This is a genomic window from Streptomyces sp. NPDC104367 (assembly GCF_055583825.1).
In genome coordinates this window covers 84,971-107,964 of the sequence record NZ_JBVJND010000034.1, presented here as the reverse complement: position 1 = coordinate 107,964, position 22,994 = coordinate 84,971, and the positions used below count along the sequence as shown (strand labels likewise).

At 72.9% G+C, this 22,994-nt stretch carries 24 protein-coding genes; 18 read left to right on the top strand and 6 right to left on the bottom strand.

The window, feature by feature from the left end:
- The first annotated feature begins 269 nt into the window (after positions 1-269).
- The 3 genes from ACZ619_RS37265 to ACZ619_RS37255 all read left to right on the top strand — a co-directional run bounded on the left by ACZ619_RS37265 (position 270) and on the right by ACZ619_RS37255 (position 2,013).
- Positions 270-839 (top strand): VOC family protein, encoded by a 570-nt coding sequence (locus tag ACZ619_RS37265; RefSeq protein WP_469608827.1) that lies wholly within the window; start codon positions 270-272, stop codon positions 837-839.
- Positions 840-904: 65 nt separating this feature from the next.
- Entirely contained in the window at positions 905-1,117 is a 213-nt protein-coding gene (locus ACZ619_RS37260; RefSeq protein WP_469608826.1) for a transposase, read from the top strand.
- The gene (locus ACZ619_RS37255) at positions 1,114-2,013 is read left to right on the top strand and encodes an IS3 family transposase (protein ID WP_469608823.1); all 900 of its coding nucleotides are present in this window, start codon (positions 1,114-1,116) and stop codon (positions 2,011-2,013) included. The genes ACZ619_RS37260 and ACZ619_RS37255 overlap by 4 nt, the downstream gene beginning before the upstream one ends.
- A gap of 20 nt (positions 2,014-2,033) precedes the next feature.
- On the opposite strand, the gene ACZ619_RS37250 is transcribed toward ACZ619_RS37255, so the two are convergent.
- Positions 2,034-2,447 carry a hypothetical protein gene (locus ACZ619_RS37250; protein WP_469608820.1) on the bottom strand — a complete coding sequence of 138 codons (414 nt, stop codon included), beginning with the start codon at positions 2,445-2,447 and terminating at the stop codon, positions 2,034-2,036.
- 578 nt (positions 2,448-3,025) lie between these two features.
- Between ACZ619_RS37250 and ACZ619_RS37245 the strand changes: the two genes are divergently transcribed.
- From ACZ619_RS37245 to ACZ619_RS37225, 5 genes are all read left to right on the top strand, one after another.
- The gene (locus ACZ619_RS37245; protein ID WP_469608817.1) at positions 3,026-3,301 is read left to right on the top strand and encodes a hypothetical protein; all 276 of its coding nucleotides are present in this window, start codon (positions 3,026-3,028) and stop codon (positions 3,299-3,301) included.
- 169 nt (positions 3,302-3,470) lie between these two features.
- Complete coding sequence (locus ACZ619_RS37240) at positions 3,471-3,623, top strand: hypothetical protein (protein ID WP_469608814.1); 153 nt, start codon at positions 3,471-3,473, stop codon at positions 3,621-3,623.
- Positions 3,624-3,876: 253 nt separating this feature from the next.
- Positions 3,877-5,355: a sialidase family protein gene (locus ACZ619_RS37235; protein ID WP_469608810.1), complete on the top strand. Its 1,479-nt coding sequence runs from the start codon at positions 3,877-3,879 to the stop codon at positions 5,353-5,355.
- 271 nt (positions 5,356-5,626) lie between these two features.
- Complete coding sequence (locus tag ACZ619_RS37230; RefSeq protein WP_469608807.1) at positions 5,627-6,520, top strand: helix-turn-helix transcriptional regulator; 894 nt, start codon at positions 5,627-5,629, stop codon at positions 6,518-6,520.
- A 37-nt stretch (positions 6,521-6,557) separates the two neighbouring features.
- The gene (locus ACZ619_RS37225) at positions 6,558-7,580 is read left to right on the top strand and encodes an aldo/keto reductase (RefSeq protein ID WP_469608804.1); all 1,023 of its coding nucleotides are present in this window, start codon (positions 6,558-6,560) and stop codon (positions 7,578-7,580) included.
- Positions 7,581-7,631: 51 nt separating this feature from the next.
- On the opposite strand, the gene ACZ619_RS37220 is transcribed toward ACZ619_RS37225, so the two are convergent.
- The 3 genes from ACZ619_RS37220 to ACZ619_RS37210 all read right to left on the bottom strand — a co-directional run bounded on the left by ACZ619_RS37220 (position 7,632) and on the right by ACZ619_RS37210 (position 11,154).
- Positions 7,632-9,125 carry a long-chain-fatty-acid--CoA ligase gene (locus ACZ619_RS37220; protein ID WP_469608801.1) on the bottom strand — a complete coding sequence of 498 codons (1,494 nt, stop codon included), beginning with the start codon at positions 9,123-9,125 and terminating at the stop codon, positions 7,632-7,634.
- A gap of 68 nt (positions 9,126-9,193) precedes the next feature.
- A complete protein-coding gene (locus tag ACZ619_RS37215; RefSeq protein ID WP_469608799.1) occupies positions 9,194-10,357 on the bottom strand; it encodes a serine hydrolase domain-containing protein in 1,164 nt (387 codons plus the stop codon).
- A gap of 65 nt (positions 10,358-10,422) precedes the next feature.
- Positions 10,423-11,154, bottom strand: coding sequence for a TetR/AcrR family transcriptional regulator (locus ACZ619_RS37210; RefSeq protein WP_469608796.1), 732 nt, complete (start codon positions 11,152-11,154; stop codon positions 10,423-10,425).
- Between the two features lie 204 nt (positions 11,155-11,358).
- Here ACZ619_RS37210 and ACZ619_RS37205 point away from each other — a divergent pair, with 204 nt between their 5' ends.
- The 3 genes from ACZ619_RS37205 (at position 11,359) to ACZ619_RS37195 (ending at position 15,517) form a co-directional block, all read left to right on the top strand.
- Positions 11,359-12,843 carry an APC family permease gene (locus tag ACZ619_RS37205; protein WP_469608794.1) on the top strand — a complete coding sequence of 495 codons (1,485 nt, stop codon included), beginning with the start codon at positions 11,359-11,361 and terminating at the stop codon, positions 12,841-12,843.
- Between the two features lie 54 nt (positions 12,844-12,897).
- Positions 12,898-14,544 (top strand): amidohydrolase, encoded by a 1,647-nt coding sequence (locus tag ACZ619_RS37200; protein WP_469608791.1) that lies wholly within the window; start codon positions 12,898-12,900, stop codon positions 14,542-14,544.
- Positions 14,545-14,671: 127 nt separating this feature from the next.
- Positions 14,672-15,517, top strand: a complete 846-nt coding sequence (locus ACZ619_RS37195) for an RNA polymerase sigma factor SigF (protein WP_469608788.1) — start codon at positions 14,672-14,674, stop codon at positions 15,515-15,517.
- 137 nt (positions 15,518-15,654) lie between these two features.
- Here ACZ619_RS37195 and ACZ619_RS37190 read toward each other — a convergent pair whose 3' ends face one another.
- Positions 15,655-16,140, bottom strand: coding sequence for a MarR family winged helix-turn-helix transcriptional regulator (locus ACZ619_RS37190; protein WP_469608785.1), 486 nt, complete (start codon positions 16,138-16,140; stop codon positions 15,655-15,657).
- A gap of 164 nt (positions 16,141-16,304) precedes the next feature.
- Between ACZ619_RS37190 and ACZ619_RS37185 the strand changes: the two genes are divergently transcribed.
- From ACZ619_RS37185 to ACZ619_RS37160, 6 genes are all read left to right on the top strand, one after another.
- Positions 16,305-17,468, top strand: coding sequence for a PP2C family protein-serine/threonine phosphatase (locus tag ACZ619_RS37185; RefSeq protein WP_469608782.1), 1,164 nt, complete (start codon positions 16,305-16,307; stop codon positions 17,466-17,468).
- 137 nt (positions 17,469-17,605) lie between these two features.
- Entirely contained in the window at positions 17,606-18,496 is an 891-nt protein-coding gene (locus tag ACZ619_RS37180) for an STAS domain-containing protein (protein WP_469608842.1), read from the top strand.
- Positions 18,493-18,906: an STAS domain-containing protein gene (locus ACZ619_RS37175; protein ID WP_469608781.1), complete on the top strand. Its 414-nt coding sequence runs from the start codon at positions 18,493-18,495 to the stop codon at positions 18,904-18,906. Before ACZ619_RS37180 ends, ACZ619_RS37175 begins: the two co-directional genes overlap by 4 nt.
- Complete coding sequence (locus ACZ619_RS37170) at positions 18,903-19,352, top strand: ATP-binding protein (protein ID WP_469608778.1); 450 nt, start codon at positions 18,903-18,905, stop codon at positions 19,350-19,352. The genes ACZ619_RS37175 and ACZ619_RS37170 overlap by 4 nt, the downstream gene beginning before the upstream one ends.
- On the top strand, positions 19,349-20,395 hold the full coding sequence (locus tag ACZ619_RS37165; protein WP_469608775.1) for a SpoIIE family protein phosphatase: 1,047 nt from the start codon (positions 19,349-19,351) through the stop codon (positions 20,393-20,395). The genes ACZ619_RS37170 and ACZ619_RS37165 overlap by 4 nt, the downstream gene beginning before the upstream one ends.
- A complete protein-coding gene (locus ACZ619_RS37160) occupies positions 20,392-22,122 on the top strand; it encodes a PP2C family protein-serine/threonine phosphatase (protein WP_469608772.1) in 1,731 nt (576 codons plus the stop codon). The genes ACZ619_RS37165 and ACZ619_RS37160 overlap by 4 nt, the downstream gene beginning before the upstream one ends.
- An 11-nt stretch (positions 22,123-22,133) precedes the next feature.
- Here ACZ619_RS37160 and ACZ619_RS37155 read toward each other — a convergent pair whose 3' ends face one another.
- On the bottom strand, positions 22,134-22,598 hold the full coding sequence (locus ACZ619_RS37155; protein ID WP_469608770.1) for a MarR family winged helix-turn-helix transcriptional regulator: 465 nt from the start codon (positions 22,596-22,598) through the stop codon (positions 22,134-22,136).
- A 133-nt stretch (positions 22,599-22,731) separates the two neighbouring features.
- Between ACZ619_RS37155 and ACZ619_RS37150 the strand changes: the two genes are divergently transcribed.
- Complete coding sequence (locus tag ACZ619_RS37150) at positions 22,732-22,902, top strand: hydrophobic protein (RefSeq protein ID WP_469608767.1); 171 nt, start codon at positions 22,732-22,734, stop codon at positions 22,900-22,902.
- The last annotated feature ends 92 nt before the right edge of the window (positions 22,903-22,994 follow it).

Sequence of the window (22,994 nt, the reverse complement as noted above, 5' to 3'; positions counted from 1 at the left end):
CCACAAGCGGCAGAGCGTTTTGAACCACACCCGGCACCCCTGGGTGGGTGAACCATACGAAGGGCTCACCACATCCCGCAGAACAACGTAGGGAGTGTTTTCCAACCTCAGGCTGACGGGGGCGCGGTTGAAAGGCGGGGTCTGGAGCAGTGCGAGCAGTCGTGAGATAGCACTGGTTGCGACTCAAACTCACTGCTGTCTAGGACAGAAACTGACCTAGCTCGCGCCTATCGTCGCTGCCGGCAATTAGCGTCAGTGAAAGGACCGCGATGCCCGAGCAGATCAGTCCCGCGCCGGAGGGCTACACCACCGTTGCGCCCTGGGTCGTCACCGACGACACGGGCTCCTTCCTCGACTTCGTCGCCCAGGCGTTCGGGGGCGAGGAACTCGGGCGGGTGGCGACCGAGGATGGTTTGATCGGTCACGCTGAGATCCGAGTCGGCGACACCGTCGTGTTGGCCTTCGACCGACACGCGGACTGGCCCACCATGGCGAGCCTGCTGCGTGTATTTGTCGCCGATGCGGACGAGGCGTTCTCACAAGCCGTCGCAGCTGGCGGCCATGTTGTCACTTCCCCGGCCGACGACGCCTTCGGACAGCGCGGAGGGCGTATCAAGGACCCCTTCGGCAACATCTGGTGGGTGGTCAGCTGCGTTGAGGACGTCTCTGAAGGCGAGATGTGGAAGCGGCTGCAGGACCCCGTATACGCCGAGGCCATGCGCGTGGCTCAGGAGACACTCGACGCCGAGCTCAGCGGTCGACACCACGGGCGCAGCAGTGCACCCGTCAGGACAACCAGCCAGACCCAGGATGTCGGGGTTCACAAGCGCCAACCCTGAGCCAAGGAGCATTTTCATGCTGCTTCGGCAGCTTGCCAGTTGGCCTGACACAGGGGTGAAGCCCCGTGAACCCGGAGACGCTGCGCAACTGGATTCGGGACGCGGGCGCCAGCCGTCCGCGCGGCCGCCGGGCGGTGGAGCCGCTGGCAGTGCCGGTGACGCCGTCGGCTCTGGAGGCCGAGGTCGCTGCCTTGCGGCGGGAGAACGCCGAACTGAAGAAGGAACGGGAGATTCTGCGCAAGGCGGCCCGCTATTTCGCCTCGGAGACGGGCTGGTGAACCGCTGCCAGTTCGTTGAGGATCACCAGCGCCGTTACGGCGTGAAGCGGTTGTGCCGCATTCTGGGCGTCGCCCGCTCAAGCTTCTACCACTGGCGCCGCAGTGCACCGCTGCGGGCGGCCCGCCAGGCTGCCGACGCTCAGCTCGCCGCCCGGATACGCGTGATCCATCGGGCCTCGGACGGCACCTACGGCGTCCCCAGGATCACCGCTGAACTCCGCGAGGACGGCGAGGTGGTGAACCACAAGCGGGTCGCCCGTGTCATGCGGTCGGTCGGGCTGGCCGCTCTTCGCCTGCGCAGGAAACATCGCACCACCGTCCCGGACCCCGCCGCGGTGAAGGTGCCGGACCTGATCGGCCGTGACTTCACCGCGGACGAGGTGAACCGGAAGTACGTCGGCGACATCGCTTATCTGCCCCTGGCCGGCGGGAGGTTCCGCTATCTCGCGACCGTGATCGATCTCTGCTCACGGCGCCTGGTCGGGTGGGCGATCGCCGACCACATGCGTGCCGACCTCGTTGTCGACGCCCTGAAGGCGGCCGAGCGGACCCGCGGCAGCCTCGTCGGCGCCGTGATGCACACCGATCACGGGGCCCAAGACTGCAGCCGAGTCTTCGCCGACGCCTGCCGCCGGGCCGGCGTGATCCAGTCCATGAGCGCCATCGGCAGCTCGGCGGACAACGCACTCGCCGAGTCGTTCAACGCGACCTGCAAACGCGAGACCCTCCAGGGCCGCAGGGCCTGGAACGACGAGCGCGAGGCCCGCCTGGACCTCTTCCGCTGGCTGCACCGCTACAACACCGTCCGACGCCACTCCCGCCTCGGACACCGCAGCCCCATCGCCTACGAGCGAGCACTCCGAACAACATCAACTACGCTGGCCGAAGCCGCATAACCCGTGTCCAGGATCCGGGGTCAGGGCCCCTCGTACTCCTCCGCCGTGATCTGCTCATGCATCCACGCAGGGGCCAGCATCTCGGCCGTCATGAAGGACCTCCCGGACACTGTGCTGCGGGCCCGATCCCGCCGGATCCAGCGTACTGTCCGCCGCCCGTCCGGCACGCTGATCTCGCTCACGCCCTCTCCCTCTCGGCCGGCATCCGGCAGGCGAGCCCACGACGGGTGAAGAACCGGCGCAGTGGACTCGTCACCGCCGAGCGAGCCGGAGGCCCTGATCCCGGGCGCGATCGCGGAACCCGCGGCCGAGTCACCCGACACGAGCGCGTACAGCACGCTCTCCGTACCGATGCCCTCGCGTCCCTGCTTGTCCACCGCGCGCATCGCCTCCAGCAAGAGCTTGACGACGTCCCTCTCGAACTCGGCGGTCACGCCGGCGCCGCGGTCGGACGTTCGCTGATGCATCGGGCTGCCTTCCTCTCGGCTTCGCGTCGGCCAACTGGCCATGCCTCCCGTCCGATCGGCCAGGTTCTTCCGTCCGGGCGGACGGCGCCCTCGCGGGCCGCGCCGCGTCCCGTGGTCCCTCGGGGAACCCCGGGACGCGGCGCGAGCCGGGAGCCGATGCGTCGGCTGCCCGACGTGCTGTACGGCAACGGTCACATCCGGTGCCTCCGCCGGGACGGCTCGTGGCCGCCGTCGCCGAGCACCGGCGCCGCCGCGAGGCGTACGGGGGGCAGGCCGGGCGGGGTGCCCAGGACGGGTGGGGGAGAGGGTGCGAGGCTGGAGTGAGGGGCCCGTGAGGGGAGGTCCGAGCGTGTCTCATCCGGTTCGGGGCCCTCTTCTTCCTTCCTCGGCCTGGCGGTCGTCTCCGGTGCGGCTCAACGGATGCCGGACGCCACGCAGGATCCTGCGGCGGGGCACCGTTCACCGGGCACCGCCAGGCGGCCTCATCCGCGGCTCCGGTCCGCCGGGACCAGGACCGCGACCGACCCGTAAGGCAGGTGCGTCCCATGCGCACGTCGACCCGCATCGCCGGTGCCCTCACCGGTCTGACCCTCACCCTCGGCGGGGCGGTCCTCGCCGCTCCCGCGGCCCGGGCGGACATCCCCGCCTGCACGCAGATGGCCGTGCAAGCCGGTGCCACCGCTTCCGACTCCGTCACAGCGGCCTGCGGCCGTGGCGTGGTCGGAGACCTTCAGAGCTGTGTGACCGGGCTGACCGGGGCCGGAGTGGCGGGCGGTGCCGCGACCGCGGCCTGCCGGGCGGCGGCCCACGAACCGCGCTGACGGACCACGCCCGCCGGCCGCCCGCCGGCCCCGGCCCGGGCACCAGGACACGCACCGGCACCAGCACCAGCCCCGGCCTCCCGAAGGCCGGACGAGGGTGCCCGGAGGAGGAAGTCATGCGCATGCGACGGATCCCTGGCTCGCCCCGGCCGCGGTGACCCTCGCCGGGGTGAGCGCCGTCGGCGCTGTCGGCGCCGGGGCCGCCTCGTCCCCGACCACCTCCCGGGACGACTGCGCGGCCGCCGGCGGGCAGGTCGTTTCACGCCCGTACGCGGGCTACGCCTGCACGCCGCACGACGGGACCGCGCAGACGATCACCTGACCGGTGGCCCTTGGCCGAGGGCCTGGCCAAGGGGCCGACCGGCGGCTCGATGCACCTGCCGGTCGGCTTCGCCGTGCTCCCGAACGCCCCAGGGACGACTCCGTCGTTCGGCCCATCAAGGGGACCGGCCGCAGCGCCGAAAAGGACCAGGCGAAGTCGCCCCGCCCTCGTGTTCCGGTACGCCTCCGCGCCCCAGGCCGCCCCGATGACGGTGGTGCCGTAACCCGGCCGACAGGCCCGGAGGAGATCCCGCATGCGCGTCCACCTGCCCCTGACCGCCGTCACCACCGCCGCGCTCCTGCTCGTCACGGTCACGGGTACGACTCCCGCCGCGGCGGATCCGGACCCCGGCGGCACAGCACTGGTCAGGGTGTCCCACGGCGACCCGTACGCGAAGTGCGCCGTCGGAGCGAGGTCCCCCGACAGCATCGTCTACCCGGGCAGCGAGGTCGAGCCGTACCTGTCCGTCGATCCGCGCGACCCCAAGCGCGTGGTCACCGTGTTCCAGCAGGACCGCTGGAACGACGGCGGCGCCCGCGGCCTGGCGGCCGGCTGGACCACGGACGGCCACACCTTCCACCGGAGCACGCTGCCGTTCAGCCTCTGCGCTCCCGGCGGAGCGGACTACGAACGGGCCTCCGACCCCTGGGTGAGCACCGGACCCGACGGCACGGTCTACGCCGGCGGGGAGGGCGTCGACTTCACGAAGAGCACGCGCAGCGCCCTCCTGGCGGTCACGTCCCGTGACGGCGGCCGTACGTGGCAGCACCTCACCACCACCCACGTCGACGAGCAGCCGTTCTTCAACGACAAGCCGTCGCTCACCGCCGACCCGGTCCGCAAGGGCACCGCCTACCAGGTCTGGAACCGCCTCGACAACGACCCGCCCGGTCCCGGCTCGCTCGACGGCCCCGGCTACATCTCCCTCACCCGCGACGGCGGCCGTACCTGGAGCAGGGCCCGGCCGTTCGTCCGCACCAGCACCGTGCCCGACACCCAGACCATCGGCCATCTGATCGTCGTCGACCGGCGCACCGGCACCCTGTACGACTTCTTCGACCGGATCACCTACGCCGACGACCTGAGCACCGTCGTCGAAGCCCGCTACGAGATGGTCACCTCGACCGACGCCGGAGAGACCTGGAGCGCTCCGGTCACCGTGGCCCGGGACACCTCCGTGCCGGAGGTCGACCCGAACGACCCCGCCAGAACGCTGCGCGCCGCGGCCACCCTGCCGAGCCCGGCCGTCGACCCCGGGACGGGCGCCCTGTACATGGCCTACGAGGGCTCGGACTTCTCCGGCGGACGGTTCGACTCCGTCCAGCTCGTGCGGTCCACCGACGGCGGACGCACCTGGGGGAGTCCGGAGCTGATCAGCCCCGAGGGCGTTCCGGCCTTCTCGCCGTCGATCGCGGTCGCCGAGCGGGGTACGGTCGCGCTCACCTACTACGACCTGCGCTTCCTCAGGCCGGGCAACACCACCACCCTGCCCACCGCCTACCAACTGGCCACGCTGGAGCACGGAAACCCGAGGCTCCGCACCGAGCGGCGGATCTCGCGGGTCTTCGACTGGCTGCGGGCGCCGTTCGCCGGGGGCTACTTCCTCGGCGACTACCAGGGCCTGGTGGCAGACGGCAGGGGAGTACGTGCGGTGCTCACCGAGACCCGTTCCGGCGCACCGCGGAACCGTACGGACGTGTACACCGGCGGTTTCGGCCTCCGCATCCGCTGACCGGCGCCCGCTCCCCGTCGCGATCGCGACGGGCGCCTTGCGGGGTGTCGGTCGACCTGACCCCCGTCGTGCGTACGGATCGCCTCGGTCGGGGCACCGGCCGGCCTCGTGTTCGCCCGTCCGGGTGGCGCGGCATGGGGCGGTTCCGGGACGTCGCGGGTGGGAGGCGCCGTCGTTCCAGGTAATGGCAGTACCTCGCAGGCGCTCCGCGACCGACCTACGGTGAGAGGGCCGGCGCGGATCCACGCCGGCCGACCAGGAGGAGGCTGCCGTGCCCGGGGACAAGGCGAACCGGACCGCCGAGGTGCGCGAGTTCCTGAGCACCCGGCGGGCCCGCATCACCCCGGAACAGGCCGGGCTGACGGTGTACGGCGGGAACCGCCGCGTCGCCGGTCTGCGCCGCGAGGAGGTCGCCCTGCTGGCGGGCATGAGCGTCGACTACTACGTCCGGCTGGAGCGCGGAAACCTCAGCGGCGCCTCCGACTCGGTGCTCGAAGCCCTCGCCCACGCGCTCCAGCTCGACGAGGCCGAGCGCACCCACCTCTACGACCTGGCCCGCGCGGCGACCCCGGCGGGCCGGCGGCCCAGGGTGACCGCGTCCCGTGTCCGGCCCACGATCCTGCGGCTGCTGGACGCCATGGCCGGCGTACCGGCGTACGTGCGCAACGCGCGGTTCGACATCCTGGCCGCGAACGCGCTGGGCCGGGCGCTGTACGCACCGGTCTTCGACTCACCGCTGTTCGCTCGGCGCGGCCCGGTCAACAGCGCCCGTTTCATGTTCCTGGACCCCGCGAGCAGGGAGTTCTGGACCGACTGGAACAAGGGCGCCGACGATTCGGTGGCCTTCCTGCGCACCGAGACGGGCCGGTCGCCGCACGACAGGGCGCTGACCGACCTGATCGGGGAGCTGACGGCGAGGAGCGGCGAGTTCGCCGCCCGGTGGGCCCGGCACGACGTGAAGTTCCACCGCTCCGGCGTGAAGCACCTGCACCATCCGCTGGTCGGCGATCTCGCCCTGCCGTACGAGGCGATGGACCTGCCCTCCGACCCCGGCCTCCGGCTCAGCTTCTACACCCCCGAACCGGACTCGCGGGAGCGGGAGGCACTCGGCCTGCTCGCCAGCTGGGCGAGCACCGGCACGGTCGCCCCCACCGCGAACGACTGACCCCGCACAGCGCGGACGAAACGAGGAGAACCGCCGTATGCAGTACCGACCGCTCGGTCGCATCGGCGTCCAGGTCAGCCCGCTCTGCCTGGGCGCGATGATGTTCGGCCCCTGGGGCAACGAGGACCGGGCCGACTCCGTACGCGTCATCCACCGTGCCCTCGACGCGGGCGTCAACTTCGTCGACACCGCAGACGTCTACTCCGGCGGTGTCTCGGAGGAGATCGTCGGCGAGGCGCTGAGGGGGCGGCGCGAGGACGTGTTCCTGGCGACCAAGTTCTTCATGCCCATGAGCCCGGACGACCCCAACCGGCGCGGGGGCTCGCGGCGCTGGATCGTCCGCGAGGTGGAGAACTCCCTGCGGCGCCTGGGCACCGACCACATCGACCTCTACCAGGTCCACCGCCCCGGCCCGGACACCGACGTCGAGGAGACCCTCGGCGCCCTCTCCGACCTCGTGCACCAGGGCAAGGTCCGGTACCTCGGCTCCTCCTCCTACTCCGGCTCCCGGATCGTCGAGGCCCAGTGGGTGTCCCGGGAGCGGCGCCTGGAGCGGTTCGTGACCGAGCAGCCGCCGTACTCGCTCCTGGTCCGCGGCGTCGAGGAGGACGTGCTTCCCACCGCGCGCCGGCACGGCATGGGCACGCTGACCTACAGCCCGCTGGCCGGCGGGTGGCTCTCGGGCCGCTACCGCCGGGACACCACCGCCGCCGGTCCGGCCTCGGCGATGCGCCCGGCGGCCCGCTTCGACATGGCCAGCCCCGCCAGCCAGCGCAAGCTCGACGCCGTCGAACAGCTCGCGCTGCTGGCGGACAAGGCCGGGCTCACCCTGATCGAGCTGGCCGTCGCCTTCGTCGTCAACCACCCGGGCGTCACCTCGGCGATCATCGGACCGCGCACCATGGAGCAGCTGGAGGCGTTCCTGCCCGCCGCCGACATCACGCTCCCGGCCGACGTCCTCGACCGAATCGACGAGATCGTGGCACCGGGAGTGACCGTCAACCCCGCCGACAACAGCTACGGCGACTTCGAACTGCGGGCGGACCAGCGCCGGCGCTGACCGGGGCCGGCGCGTGGTCCCCCGTTGCCCCGGTGGGCGCGGGGCCGGTGTTCAGCCGGCCGGGAAGGTGACCTGCCGTTTGAGGATCTTGCCGCTGGGGCCGGTCGGCAGGGCGTCGACGATCCTGACGTGCCGGGGGTACTTGTAGGCGGCCACCCGTTCCTTGACGAAGTCGCGGAGCTCGTCGGGGGTGGCCCGTGCGGACGGGCGCAGGACCACCGCGGCGCCGATCTCCTCGCCGAGGTGCTCGTGCGGTATCCCGACCACCGCGGCCAGGCCCACGGCGGGATGCTCGTGCAGGACCTCCTCGATCTCGCGCGGGTAGACGTTGTAGCCGCCGCGGATGATCAGGTCCTTCTTGCGGTCGACGATGTAGAGATAGCCGTCCTCGTCGGCGCGGGCGAGGTCGCCGGTGCGCAGCCAGCCGTCGGGGACGGCCGCGGCGGTCTCCTCGGGGCGGTTCCAGTAGCCCTTCATCACGTTCGGCCCGCGCACGGACAGCTCGCCGACGGCGCCGGGCGCGACGTCCCGCCCGGCCTCGTCGAGCAGCCGTACCTCGACATCGCGGACGGGGGTGCCGACGGAGCCGGGTTTGCGGGGCCGGTCGCTGTGGTTGAAGGTGACGACCGGGCTGGTCTCGGACATGCCGAAGCCTTCGAGGACGGGGCAGCCGAAGAGCCGTTCGACGCCGTGCAGGACCTCGACGGGCAGGGAGGCGCCGCCGGAGATGCACATGCGCAGGGTCGAGACGTCGGTGTCGGCGGCGGCCGGGTGCGCCAGCAGCGCCGCGTACATCGTGGGCACCCCCTCGAAGACGGTCGCCCGGTCGCGGGCGATGGTGTCGAGCACGGCCTGCGGGTCGAAGCGGGGGACGAGGACCAGCGTGGCGCCGGCGTGCACGGCGGCGCTGAGGGTGCAGATCTGCCCGAAGATGTGGAACAGCGGCAGACAGCCGACGACGACGTCCTCGGCGGTGAGCAGTTCGATGTCGACCGAGGTGACCTCGGTGTTGTGGCGCAGGCCCGCGTGGGTGAGCGAGGCGCCCTTGGGGCGGCCGGTGGTGCCCGAGGTGTAGAGCAGCACGGCGACGTCCTCGCCGGCCGTCCCGGCGACCTCGTACGCCGGCGGCAACTGGGCGAGTGCCGCGGCGAACCCGGCGGGTTCCACGGCCAGTCGGCGCACACCGGCCGCGGTCGCCCCCTGGGTCCCCTCGCCGGGCGCCTGGTGCCATTCGCACAGCAGGACGGCGCCGGAGTCGCGCAGGTGGTAGTCCACCTCGCGCTCCTTGAGCAGCGGGTTGAGCGGCACGACGATGCCGCCGGCGCGCAGGACGCCGTAGTAGAGGACGACGAACTCCGGCACGTTGGGCAGCATCAGCGCGACCCGGTCGCCGGGGCGCACGCCCTCGGCCCGCAGCAGCGCGGCGGCACGCGCGCTGCGTTCGTCCAGTTCGGCGTAGGTGACGGCCGCGGTGCCGAGCCTCAGTGCGGTGTGCTCGGGGTACCGGCGTGCCGTGTGGGTGAGGAACTCCGCCAGATTCGACATGATGCCTCCTTGCATCGGTCCTGGGTGGCGACAGGGGGTGGGTCCCGCGGGACCCGGTCGGGCAGGTCTCAGCTCGTGTGCCGTGCGACGGACCGCAGGAAGGCCAGGGTCTCCGCCTCCCGGTTGGCGGACTCCTCCGCCGAGGTGCCGTAGGTGCGGTTGGCGGACAGCTTGACGATGGTGGTGCGGGCGGCCGGGTCGACGTAGACGAACTGGTTGTAGACGCCGATGGCGCTGAACTCGCCGCGGTCCCCGTCCAGGAGCCACCACTGGTAGCCGTAGCCGAGATCGCTCTGCCCGTCGTCGGCGAACGCCCGGCCGGGCGCCAGGTGCGGGGCGGTGACGGTGGTGGAGTCGTGGACCCACTGCGCCGGGACGAGTTGCCGGCCCTGCCACCGGCCGCCGTTGCGGTAGAGCTCGCCGAGGAGCGCGTAGTCGCGGGCGGTCAGGTTGAGCCCGGCGTAGGCCACCTCCGTCCCGGTGGTGTCCAGGATCCAGTGGCCCGGGGAGGCGGTGCCGAGGGGACCGGTGAGCTTCTCGCGCATGTAGTCGGCGACGGTGCGTCCGGTCGCCCTGGCTATCAGGGCGCCCAGGATCTGGGTCTCGCCGGAGTTGTAGCGGCAGACGGTGCCCGGCTCGCTCTCGCGGCCCATGGCCGCGACGAAGCCGTCGAGGTGGGCGCCCTCGACCCCGACCGTGGCCAGCACCAGCCGGTAGATGTCGGAGCCGGGGTCGCTGTAGTCCTCGTTCCAGCGGGCGCCGGAGGACATCCGCAGGACGTTCCTGATGGAGACGCCGTCGTAGGCGGAGCCGGGCTCGACCGGCACGTAGGCGCTGATCTGATCCTCGACGTCGCGGATGTGCCCCTCCGCCACGGCGATGCCGACGAGTGCGGAGACGAAGCTCTTGGCCACCGACATCGACAGCCACGGCACCTCGGGGCCGCCGGTCAGCGCGTACCGCTCGTGCCGGATCTCGCCGTCGACGAGCACCAGCAGCGCGGCGGTGTCGGTGCCGGCCAGGAACTCGTTTACCTGCCGGGTCCCGCCGTCGAACTCGAAGGTCCGGGGCAGGACGGCCGGCTCGCCCTCGGGCCAGACGTGGGGCCGGGACGCGGCGGGGACCTCGCGGGTGTCCACCAGCTCGGCGATCCGGCAGAAGTGGTCGTGCTGGGGGGCGCCGGTGAACAGCCCGAGGTCCAGGAGGGTGGTGGTGTCGTCTCGGCGGGCCATGGTGGTCCTTCAGTCGAGCGGGCGGGTGGGCGGGAGTGGGCGGTGGCGGGCCGGGGCTTACGGGGTCACCGGGCCTGCCGGGCGAGGGCGGTCTGCAGGCCGTCGAGGAAGACCTCCAGCGCGCCGGGGTAGGCACTGGTGGGCATGGTCTGCGCGAGGGCCCGCGCGGACTCGGCGATGCGCGGGTACTCCTCGGCGGGCAGCCGGGCGTAGGTCGCCTGCCAGGCCCCGCGGTCGGCGGCCTCGGCCTCCGCGGGCAGCGCGTGGGCGGCCGCGTCGATGGCGGCGAAGCCCAGCGTGAAGTCGATGAACCGGTGGTAGTAGAGGGCCGCGTCGTCCGGTCCGAAGCCGGCGTCGCGCAGGATGCCCAGACCGGTCTCCACGCCCCGCATCTCGTTGGGGCGCCGGGTGACCCGGGAGGCGGCGAGCACCGCGGCCTGCGGGTGCGCGGTGTACGTGCGGTGCAGGTTCATCCCGCTGCGGCGCAGGTCGGCACGCCAGTCGCCGGTGATCTCAAGGTCCTTCAGGCTCATCCCGATCAGCTCGTCGGCGACGGCCAGGACGAGCTCGTCGGTGCTGCGGAAGTAGCGGTACAGCGCCGAGGGGTCCGCGCCCAGCGCCGCCCCGAGGCGGCGCACGCCCAGCGCGTCCGCGCCGTGCTGGTTCAGCAGGCGGATCGCCGTCCGCACGATCAGCTCCTGGCTCAGCACCGTCCCCGTCTGCGTCGTACGGCGTCGCCGTCCGGCCGCGAGCCGCCCGGCCGGGGCGGTGTCGTCCGTTTCGCCGAAGGTGCTCACCAGGACTCCGATCTGTGCGGGAACGTACGGTGGCGTTCTTATGACAACGTGATTGACCTTAAAAGTCCAGAGCTGTTTGATGTGGCTCCACCAGCGAGACCAAGCCGTGCCCCTACGGGCCGTCTCCACGCCGCCGCACCGGCAAACCTTCCGCAACCGCTCACGGACGCCCCCGCGCGTCCCGCCACCCTGGACCGGTCGCCCATGGAACACACCACCTCGTCCCCGGAGCTGAAGAAGTCGCTGGGGGTCCTCGACGGCGTCGTACTGGCCGCCTCCAGTACCGCCGCGACCACCAGCATCGGTATCGGCCTCGGTGTCCTCGCCTCGATCACGGGGCGGCAGACGCCGCTGATCCTGCTGCTCGGCTTCCTGCCGATGCTCGGCATCGCCAGCGCCTACGCCCGCCTGAACAAGGCGGAGCCCAACTGCGGCGCCGGATACGTGTGGGTCGGCCGCAGCATGGGCCCCTGGCTCGGGATGATCGCCGGCTGGGTCCCGCTCGCCGGCGGCGTCGTCTTCCTCGCCTACACCACGTCCGTGACCGGTTCCGTCCTGGTGCAGTGCGCCCGGAAGGCGGGCCTCGACAGCCTCCTGGGCTGGCGCCTGGACGCCAACTCCACCCTCCAGTGCACGCTGATCGGCCTGGTCGTCCTGGCCGCGGTCACCGTGACCGCGGTGACCGGCATCCACAAGGCCACCCGGCTCCAGACCTACCTGCTCGTCTTCGAGTACGCCGTCCTGCTGGTCTTCTGCTGCTGGGGCGTGATCGCGGGCGACCATCCCTTCTCGCTGTCCTGGTTCGACCCGTTCGCCTTCGACTCGCCCGCCGCCCTGGCCCAGGGCCTGGTCCTGGCGGTCTTCTTCTACTGGGGCTGGGACGCCGCCTTCTCGGTCACCGAGGAGACGGAGCGGGCCGACGACGCGGCCCGGGGCAGCTACATCGCCCTGTTCACCATGCTCGGCCTGTTCCTCCTGGGCGCCGTCGCCTTCCAGCGGGTCATGACCGCCCCCGAGATGAGCGAGACCGGCGCCCAGGGGCTGACCTACTACGCCTCCCGGCTCGCCGACGAGCCCTGGGCCACCCTCCCGCTGATCGCGCTCATGTTCTCGGCCGTGGCCTCCCTCCAGGCCGGCATCATCCCGACCGCCCGCCTCACCCTGGCCATGAGCCGCGAACGCACCCTCGGCCCCGTCTGGGCACGCATCAGCGCCCGGCACGGCGGGCCCACCGCCGGCACCGTGATCGTCACCGTCATCTCCGCGGTCGTCGCGGTCCTGACCGTGGTGATCCCCAAGCTCAACGAGGCGATCCTGGCCGCGGTCAACGCCATCGGCATCCTCGTCGCGCTCTACTACGGGCTCACCGCCATCGCCTGCGCCCTGCGCTTCCGGGGTCTCCTGCGCACCAGCCCGCGCGAGGCCGTCCTCGCCGTCGTCGTGCCGGCCGTGTGCGCCGTCGTCCTGTTCGCCCTCGGCGCCTACCTCGCGCTCTACTACGCGACCCTCAGCGACACCTTCGAAGTCAGCGTCGACAACGGCTGGTTCAACCTGCTGTGTCCCGGCGCGATCCTCGTGACCGGCCTCGGGGTGTCCGCGGTCGCCAAGTGGTACCGCCGCGCCCCCGCCTTCACCCGTACACCCGCGCCCGCCGCCGTCCCGGCCGCCGAGGCCGAGTCCCTGCCCTGACCCGGGCCTCCACCCGGCCCGGCCGTACCCCCAGTGATTGGAACTCCGCACCCCATGTCCCAGCCCGCCGCAGACCTCGTCCTCACCAACGGCCCGGTCCTGACCGTGGACCCGGCCCGTACCAGGGCCACCACCCTCGCCGTCACCGACGGCCGGATCACCGCCGTCGGCCACGACGAGGTCAAGGAGCTCGTCGGCCCGCGCACCGAGGTCGTCGACCTGCGCGGCCGCCTGCTGCTGCCCGGCTTCCAGGACGCCCACATCCACGCCGTCATGGGCGGCATCGAACTCGGCGAGTGCGACCTGACCGGGACCACCGACCCCGACGAGTACGCCCGCCGCATCCGCGCCTACGCGGACGCCCACCCCGGCCGGGAGTGGATCACCGGCGGCGGCTGGTCCATGGAGAGCTTCGAGGGCGGCATACCGACCCGGCGGTTCCTCGACACGCTCGTGCCCGACCGGCCCGTCTACCTCCTCAACCGGGACCACCACGGCGCCTGGGTCAACACCCGGGCCCTGGAGATCGCCGGCATCACCGCCGCCACCCCCGACCCGCAGGACGGCCGCATCGAGCGCGACCCGGCCGGCGACCCCGTCGGCATGCTCCAGGAGGGCGCGGTCAGCCTGGTCGGCGCCCACCTGCCGCCCAAGACGGCCGCCGACCGGCTGACGGGGCTGCTGCGCGCCCAGGAACTCCTGCACGGGCTCGGCATCACCGCCTGGCAGGACGCCCTGCTGTGCGGGGCGGACGGCTACCCCGACCCCTCCGACGCCTATCTGACCGCCGCCCTCGACGGCACCCTGACCGCCTCGGTGACCGGCGCCCTGTGGTGGCGCAGGTCCGCGGGCGAGGAGCAGATCCCCGACCTGCTGCACAACCGGCGGCGCCTCACCCACGGCAGGCTCCGCTGCTCCACGGTCAAGATCATGCAGGACGGGGTCGCGGAGAACCACACCGCGGCGATGACCGCCCCCTACCTCGACGGCTGCGGTTGCGCCACCGCCAACTCCGGCCTGAGCTTCGTCGACCCCGAGGCGCTCAAGCGGTACGTCACCGCGCTGGACGCCGCCGACTTCCAGGTCCACTTCCACGCGCTGGGCGACCGCGCCGTCCGTGAGGCACTGGAGGCGGTCGCCGCCGCCCGGGCCGCCAACGGCACCCGCGACACCCGGCCCCATCTCGCCCACCTCCAGGTCGTCCACCCCGACGACATCCACCGCTTCCGCGAGCTGGGGGCCACCGCGAACATCCAGGCCCTGTGGGCGGCCCACGAACCCCAGATGGACGAACTCACCATCCCCTTCCTCGGACCCGAACGCGCCGCCTGGCAGTACCCCTTCGGCGACCTGCTGCGCGCCGGGACCACCCTGGCGGCCGGCAGCGACTGGCCCGTCTCCAGCCCCGACCCGCTGGCCGGCGTCCACGTCGCCGTCAACCGCGCCCTGCCCGACGCCGACGACAAGCCGTTCCTGCCCGAGCAGGCCCTCGACCTCACCACCGCGCTCGCCGCGTACACCGCGGGCAGCGCCTATGTGAACCACCTCGACGACACCGGGACCCTGCGCCCCGGCAACCGCGCCGACCTCGTCGTCCTCGACCGCGACCCCTTCGCCGCCCCGCCGTCCGCCATCGCCGACACCCGCGTCCACCTCACCTACGTCGACGGCCGGCGCGTCCACACGGCCCCCGACGCCTGACCGGCACGGCTTCCGACGTTTTCCCCGGCCGCCCGCCGGGTCCCAGGAATGGTGGCGGGCGGCCGGGGTAGGCGCGTCTGTGCCGGGGAGGACCGGTGAGGCGAGGCCGACCGATCGGGAGGGGCACATGATGGCGGCGACGACCGTGCAGACCACCACGCAGACGGTGGACGTTCCGGAGATCGCGGACCCTTCCAAGGTCGCACCCAAGGACGCCCGGGAGCTGTCGAAGGTCTTCTTCGACCGGCTGGCGCTGCTGGAGGAGGGCACCCCGGAGTTCCAGTGCGCCCGCAGCACCCTGATCGAGATGAACATGTCCCTCGTCCGCTACGCCGCCGGCCGCTTCCGCAGCCGGGGGCCGGAGGAGATGGAGGACATCGTCCAGGTCGGCATGATCGGGCTGATCAAGGCCATCGACCGGTTCGAGCTGTCCCGCGAGGTCGAGTTCACCTCCTTCGCCGTGCCGTACATCGTCGGTGAGATCAAGCGGTTCTTCCGCGACACCTCCTGGGCCGTGCACGTACCGCGCCGCCTCCAGGAGGCCCGCGTCCAGCTCGCCCGCGCGAGCGAGGAACTGCGCAGCAGGCTGGGCCGGACGCCGACGACGGCGGAGCTCTCCGAGCTGATGAGCCTGCCCGAGGACGAGGTCGTCGAGGCCCGGCTCGCCGCCAACGGCTACCGGTCGGCCTCCCTGGACGCGGCCCTGGGCGGCGGCGAGGAGGGCGAGTCGGCGCTGGCCGACTTCATCGGCGACGAGGACGCCGCCCTCGGCCTGGTCGAGGAGTTCCACGCGCTCGCCCCGATGATCGCCGGACTCGACGAACGCGACCGCAGGATCATCCACTGGCGGTTCGTCGAGGAACTCACCCAGGCCCAGATCGGCGAACGCCTCGGCGTCTCCCAGATGCACGTCTCCCGGCTGATCTCCCGCCTCCTGGCCCGCCTGCGCGAAGGCATGCTGGCCACCTCCTGACGTCCACCGCGCCCGGTCCGCGGCGCGGCACCCGCGGGGACAACTGTTGCCGTTTGACAACTATGGTCCCAAGGCAACAGAGTTACGGAGTCCCACATGGGGGAGGATCTGCGATGCCCGGCCGCCCGGCCCCGTGCTCAGGCCGTCCGGTCTCCGGCGTGCGTGGCGTTGTCGTGTATCTGCAGTGCCGCCGCGTCGCAGAACGCCTCCAGGCCTTCGAGGAGCGCGGTCCGCTTGGCGGCGGGCATGAGTTCCAGCACCGCGTGCAGCTCCCGCTCCCGGCGCGCGCGCAGATCGTCGAGGAAGGCGCGGCCGCGGTCGCTGAGATGCAGACGCACCTCACGCCGGTCGGCGGGGCTGATCACACGCTCGACGAGGCCGACCGCGACCAGCCGGTCGCAGAGCCGGCTGGTGGACGGAGGCGTGGAGGCGAGGGAGTCGGCGAGGGTGCGCAGATTGATGCCGTCCTGGTGTTCGAGCATCAGCAGGACGCGCATCTGGGACGGGGAGGCCGGCGCGGTCGAGGCCCGGCCCCACAGGACTTCCAGCAACTCCACGGCCGTCAAGGTCACGCGTGCGACCTCGGCGGGCTCGGGGCGGGGGCGGAAGACAGTCACCGTCACACTCTCGCAGGCACCTGGGACGCACCCCAGCGTACTAGGTACCGCTGTTGGCAAGGCATGGTTCGGGCGGCCCGGCGCGACTCGACCGGGGCGGCCACGTCGCCCCGGCGAGGTCCGCGGGTGTCCGTCGAGGAATGGGTGTGTTGAGGATCGTGAACAGATTTGTGACCGCTGAGCGTGCGCTGCGTACGGCGGCCCCGCACGGGCTGCTCCCGGCCGTGAGCCGGGTGCTCGCGCAGGAGTACGCGGCGCAGTCCGTCGAGTTGTTCATGGCCGACTACGGCCTCACCGTCCTTCAGCCGGTGTCGGAGCCGCCGCACACCGCGGAGCCGGTGTCCGTGCACAACAGCCCCGCCGGTCGGGCCTTCGGCGCCCAGGAACCGTTCGTGGAGGGCGTCCGCGCCGGATCCACCCGGGTCCATCTGCCGGTCACCGTGCGCGGCGACCGGCTGGGCGTCCTCTCGGTCACCCTGCCCGACGCCGCCCTGCCCGGCCGGGAGGGCGCGGACGGACTGCTGGGCGAACTCGCCGACATCGCCGAGGTGCTCGGGCACGAGGTGGTCGTGGCCGAACGCGACACGGACGTGTACCTCCAGGCCCGGCGCAAGGACCGGCTGACGCTGGCCGCCGAGATGCAGTGGCAGCTGCTGCCCGGCCGCTCGTGCTCCGGACCGGAGTACGAACTCGGCGCGCAGCTCGAACCGGCGTACGCGATCCACGGCGACAACTTCGACTGGTCCGCCACGGCCGACCGCCTCACGCTCTACGTCACCAACGGCATGGGAGAGGGCATCGAGGCCTCCCTGCTGACGAACCTCGCCATCAACGCCCTGCGCAACGCGCGGCGGGCCGGGATCGCCATCGACGACCAGGCCGCCCTGGCCGACCAGGCGGTGTACGCCCACTACCGGGGGCGTTCCTACCTCTCGGTGCTCATGTTCGACTTCGAACTCGCCACGGGCCGGGCCGAGGTGGTGGACGCCGGCTCCCCGCAGCTGCTGCGGCTGCGCGACGGCGCGGTCGAGCGCGTCGACTTCGAGGCGCAGCTCCCGCTCGGCATGTTCGAGGAGACCGACTACGTGGCCCAGGAGTTCGCCGTCGAGCCCGGCGACCGGCTCGTCCTCGTCAGCGACGGGGTGTACGCGGTCGCCTCGCCGAAGGGGGAGGCGTACGGGGACGCCGCCCTCGCCCGGGCGATCATGTCCACCCGGCTGCTGCCCGCCGCGGAGGTGCCGCGCGCCCTTCTGCGGGAGCTGACCGGGCACCGCGGGCAGTCGCTCCCCAAGGACGACGCCCTGGTGGTCTGCCTCGACTGGCTCGGGCGCTGAACGCCGGGAGGTGCGGGCCGTGAATGTGTCGATGCTGTGTCGCTTCCCCTGTGCGTACAGTGTCAATGATTGTCATGCGGCAATAATTGGCTGTCGTGCCGGACCTCCGGCGCGGCGGCCTGTTCCCGAGGGAGACGATGCAGGTGTCCGAGCAGGCAGCGGCCGAGACGGCGGTGCGGGAGCTGGTGGCGTTCCTGGAGCGCCGGCGCGAGCAGATCGCCCAGCGGTGGGCGGACGCGCCGCTTTTCCGGACGGTCTTCACCGTCTCCCGCGACGAGGCCGTGGAGGCGTGCCGGACCGTCGTGGACGCGCTGCGGGACGTGGCCGCGACCGGCAGGCCCGCCGACATGGCGGCCCCCGGCTTCGACTCGGTGCGTGAGCAGCTCGGGCACATGGCCGCCTCCCGGGCCCGCAGCGGGTTCAGCCCGGCCCACATCGCGGACGAGGCCGCGGGACTGCGGGTGACCACCGCCGAACTGCTGCGCGGCGAGGTCCGGGAGCTGCCCGGCGACGAGGCGCAGGAGGTCCTGCTGGCGCTGACCGTCCTGATGGGCACGCTGAGCCTGGTCATCATGGAGACGACCGTCGACGCCGGCGAGGAGCTGATCGCACGGCAGCGCCAGCAACTGCTCGAAGTGGCCACCCCGGTGATCAGCCTGTGGGAGGGCGTCGTCGCGGTGCCCCTGATAGGGACGCTGGACAGCGCCCGCAGCCAGGTGGTCATGGAGTCGCTGCTGGAGGCGATCGTGGACCAGCGGGCCCGCTACGCGATCCTCGACATCACGGGCGTCCCCACGGTCGACTCGCTCGTCGCGCAGCACCTGATGAAGACGGTGGCCGCGGCCCGGCTGATGGGCGCCGAGTGCATCGTCTCCGGCATCCGGCCGGCCATCGCGCAGACCATCGTGCACCTCGGCATCGACCTCAGCTCGGTGCTCACCCGCACCTCCCTCGCCGACGCCCTGGCCTACGCGCTCGGCCGGCAGGGCATCGAGGTCTCCCGCGCGGCCGCTGCGAACGCGCGATGACCGACTCCCGCCCGGGGAACCCGGCCGTGGTGCCGGTCCTGACGCTGGGGGACGTCCTGCTGGTCTCCCTCCAGGGAGAGCTGCGCGACAGCGTGGCCGAGCAGCTCCGGCAGGACGTCACCCACCTCGTCGCCCGCAGCGAGGCGAGCGGTGTGGTCATCGACGTCTCCGGCGTCGAGATCGTCGACTCGTTCCTGGGGCGGGTCATCGCCGAGATCGCCGCCAACGCCCGCCTCCTGGCCGCTCGTACCGTCGTGTGCGGGATGCGGCCCGCCGTGGCGATCACCCTGGTCGAGCTGGGCCTGACCCTGCCCGGCCTGGTGACCGCGCTCGACGTCGAGCGCGCCTTCGAGCTGATCGGGCGGGATTCCGACGCGGCCGCCCCGGACACCGCTGCGGGGTGGGTGTGACCCCGACCTCCGGCCCCGCCACCGCGACGACCCTGCCGATCGGCTCGGACGCGGACCTGGCGTGGGTGCGCCACCAGGTACGGCAGTTCGCGACCGACATCGGGTTCGGGCTCGTACCGCAGACGAAACTCGTCACCGCGGCCAGCGAACTGGCCCGCAACACCCTGATCCACGGCGGCGGCGGGCACGCGACGATCACCCCGCTGGCCAGCGGGGCGCGCCGGGGGCTGCGGCTGTCCTTCGCGGACACCGGACCCGGCATCCGCGACGTCGAACTGGCGATGACCGACGGCTACACCACCGGGGGCGGCCTGGGCCTCGGGCTCAGCGGCGCCAGGCGGCTGGTGGACGAGTTCGGCATCGAGACCGAGCCCGGCCGGGGCACCGTCGTCACCCTCGTCGCCTGGGCCACCGGCGTGCCCCCCGCTCGTCCGGGGGCGCGATGACACGCGTCTGGATCGTCCCTGTGCACGACTCCACCCGGGTTCGGGACGTCCGGGTGGCCACCGAGGAGGCCGGCGCCCTGGCCCGCCTGGACACCCACCGCACCGCGGTGGCGGCCCTGGTCGCCACGGAACTGGCCACCAACCTGCTCAAGCACGCCGGCGGCGGCCGCCTGGTGATCGACCTCGTCGACCGCCCGGAGGCCGGCCCGCGCGGCCCGGCGGTGCAGCTCGTCGCCCTCGACCACGGTCCCGGCATCCCCGACGTGGCCGCGGCCATGCGGGACGGCTACACCACCGGCGAGGCGTCGCTCGGCGCCGGACTGGGCACCTGCCTGCGCGTCTCCAGCGCCTTCGACCTGTACAGCACCCGTCGCGGCACCGTCGCGGTGGCCCGCGTCGACCAGGAGGGCGGACCGGAGCGGGCCCCGTCCGCCTCCCGCGCGGGAGGCATCAACATCCCGCTCGCCCAGGCCGACCACTCCGGAGACGCCTGGAGCTGCGCCCGGTCGGGCTTCCGCACCACCCTGATGCTCGCCGACGGCCTGGGCCACGGAGCCAAGGCCGCCCACGCGTCCGGCACCGCCGTCGAGGAGCTGCACCGCGTCGCGCACCTGCCGCCCGCCGAGATCCTGCACCATCTCCACCTGGCGCTGCGGCCCACCCGCGGGGCGGCGGTCGCCGTGGCCCAACTGGACGCGGACAGCGGGGAACTGGCGTTCGCCGGGGTCGGCAACACCGGCGCCCGGCTGCGCACCGCGGGCGAGTGGCAGCACCTCGTCTCCCACCCCGGCATCGTCGGCGCCCAGTTCCCGGCGACCGTACCCGTGCGGCGCCTGCCCTGGCGGCCGGACAGCCTGCTCGTGCTGCACAGCGACGGACTGCCCAGCAGGTGGGCGCCGCCCGCCGAGGCCGGCCTCCTCGCCCACGACCCGGCGGCGATCGCCGCGACCATCCTCCGGGACGCCAGCAGCGCCGCCAGCCCGGTACGCGACGACACCTGCGTGGCCGTGCTGGCCGCCGGCCGCACACCGGGGCGCCCGTGATACCGCCCGAGGCCCGCAGGGTCACCTCGGTCACCGAGGCCGCCGACGCCCGGAACCGCGCCGCGCACCTCGCGGCCGCCCTGGGCGCGCCCGCGGCCGAACAGACCCGGTTCCGCACCGCACTCACCGCACACCTGCGCGAGTCCCTCACCCACGGTGGCACCGAACTCACCCTCTCTGTCGAGCCGTCCGGGACCGAAGGGGCCGACGGAGCCGGCGGGGCGCTGTTTCTGTGTGCCGTTGCGGTTCCTCTCGGGCCCGTGTGCGGTTCGGCCCGGCCCTGGCGGCTGGCCCTCGCCTGTCCCGGGCCGGCGGAGGGGAACCTGTTCCTTCCGGCGGACACGGACGGTGCCGCGTGCGCCGAAGCCGTACCGGCGGCCGACGAGGAGACCGCGGCGGTCCTTCGCAGGCTCGACGAGACGGAGCGTCAACTCCGGCTGCACCGCGAAGAGTTGCATCAGACCAACCAGGGCGTGCTGGCCCTGCACGCCGAACTGGACGCCGCCGCGCGGACCCAGCGGGACCTGCTCGACGCCGAACGGGCCGCGCGCGGCCAGGCGGAGCGGGCGCGACGCCTGCTGACCTTCCTCGCCGACGCCAGTGCCGCCGTGACCGCCTCCCTCGACCAGGAGGACGTCCTGCGGTGCCTGCCCGACCTGCTCGTCCCCGAGTACGCGAGCCGGGTCGACGTATGGCTCTTCGACGAACCGGAGGGCCCCACCGGCGCCCACTCCGCCGCGGCGGTCGCCGCCGCCCGCTGCGACCGTCCCCAGCACGCCGGACCGCATCCGGCCGGCCTCCCCGGCATCGACGACCTCCCGCCCTCCGCGCTCTCCCCGGACCGGCCGCTGCTGAGCATCCCGCTCACCGCCCGGCACACCTCGGGCGTGCTCACCCTGACCGCGCCCGGCGACCGCTTCGACCAGGACACCGGCGTGATGCTGGTGGAGCTGGCCCGCCGTACCGCCATCGCCCTGGACAACGCCCGCCGCTACGAACAGCACCGGGACACCGCCGAGGCCCTGCAACGCGCCCAGCTCACCGACCTGCCGCCCACCGAGGGACTACACCTGGCGGCCCGCTACCTGCCCGCCACCCGGGGGCTCAACATCGGCGGCGACTGGTACGACGCCTTCCCCCAGCCCGACGGCAGCGTGCTGGCCGTGGTGGGGGACGTCACCGGACACGGGCTGCGCGCCGCCGTCATCATGGGCCAGCTCCGCACCGCCCTGCGCGCCTACGCGGTCGAGGACGGCAGCCCGGCCCGGATCCTGACCCGGCTGCACCGCATGCTCTGCCACCAGCAGCCCAACCTGTACGCGACCGCGGTGATCGCCCGGTTCCGGCCCGGCGACCCCCACGTCGTCTGGGCCGCCGCCGGCCACCCCCCGCCGGTGGCCCGCGCGCCCGGCGGCTCCGTCCGCGTGCTGGACACCCGGCCCGGCGTGATGCTCGGCGTCCCGCTGCCCTACGAGTACGAGGACCACACCGCCGAACTGCCCGCGGGCTCCACGCTGGTCCTGTACACCGACGGCCTGGTGGAGCGCCGGGCCGACGGCATCGACCCGGGCATCGAACTGCTCGGCCGGACCCTGGCCGCCCTGGGCGAGGCCGAGCTGGCCGACCTCGACGGGTGCGCCGAGTCGCTGCTCAAGCCCCTGCTGCACGACTCCGAACGCGACGACGACGTCTGCCTCCTGCTGTGCCGGACCGCCGTGCCGGCGTGAGCGTGAGTCCGTCACCCCGGACCGGTGCCGCGCCGTACGACCAGGAAGGCCCGCATGCCGCGGACCAGTGCCGACCGCTCCGCGGGGGCCATGGCGCCCAGCGCTCCGGTCAGGGCCTGGGTGCGCCGCCGGGCCACGTCCCCCAGGACCCGGCGGCCCTGACGGGTGAGCCGCAGCCGTACCTCGCGGCGGTTGCGCGGGTGCAGCGCGCGTTCCAGCAGGCCGGCCGCCTCCAGCCGGTCGCAGAGCCGGCTGGCGGTGGGCAGCCCGATGTCCATGCGCTCCGCCAGGCCCGTCAGGTTCACCTCCGGTGCCGTCTCCAGGGCCCGCAGCGCCCGCAGTTGGTGGTGGGACAGCCGGACCGCCGCCTCCTGGGCGGCCCCTGACCAGAGCTCGGCGAGCTGCTCCACGGCATCGGCGATCTCGCGCGCTCCGGCACCCGGATCGTCGCCCGGGCCCCCAGAGCGGCCGTTCACGTCCCCGGAAGGTGTCACGAACAAGTCGCTTTCGTTGGGAGAACCGCTGGGTGGGGCCGACTTCGCCGAGGTGACCGGCGGGGCATGCCGGTGAGGATGCGGGGCAGACGGTGGAGAGGAGGTGGACAACCGGATGGTTCCCTTGCTGCTCGTTCTGCTCCTCGCCCTGGTCCTCTTCGGTATCGGCTTCGCCGTCAAGATCCCCTGGTGGATCGCCGTCGTCGTCCTGGTGCTGTGGCTCCTCGGCTTCGTCATGCGCTCCACCGACGCCGGGGGCGGCCGCGGCCGCTGGTACCGCTGGTGAGGCGCCCCGCCGCCCGCCCGGGGCGGCTCACGGGAAACGCCGGAGCGGGCTGACCGCGGCCTCCCCGGCCAGGGCGGCGAGTACGACCTCCT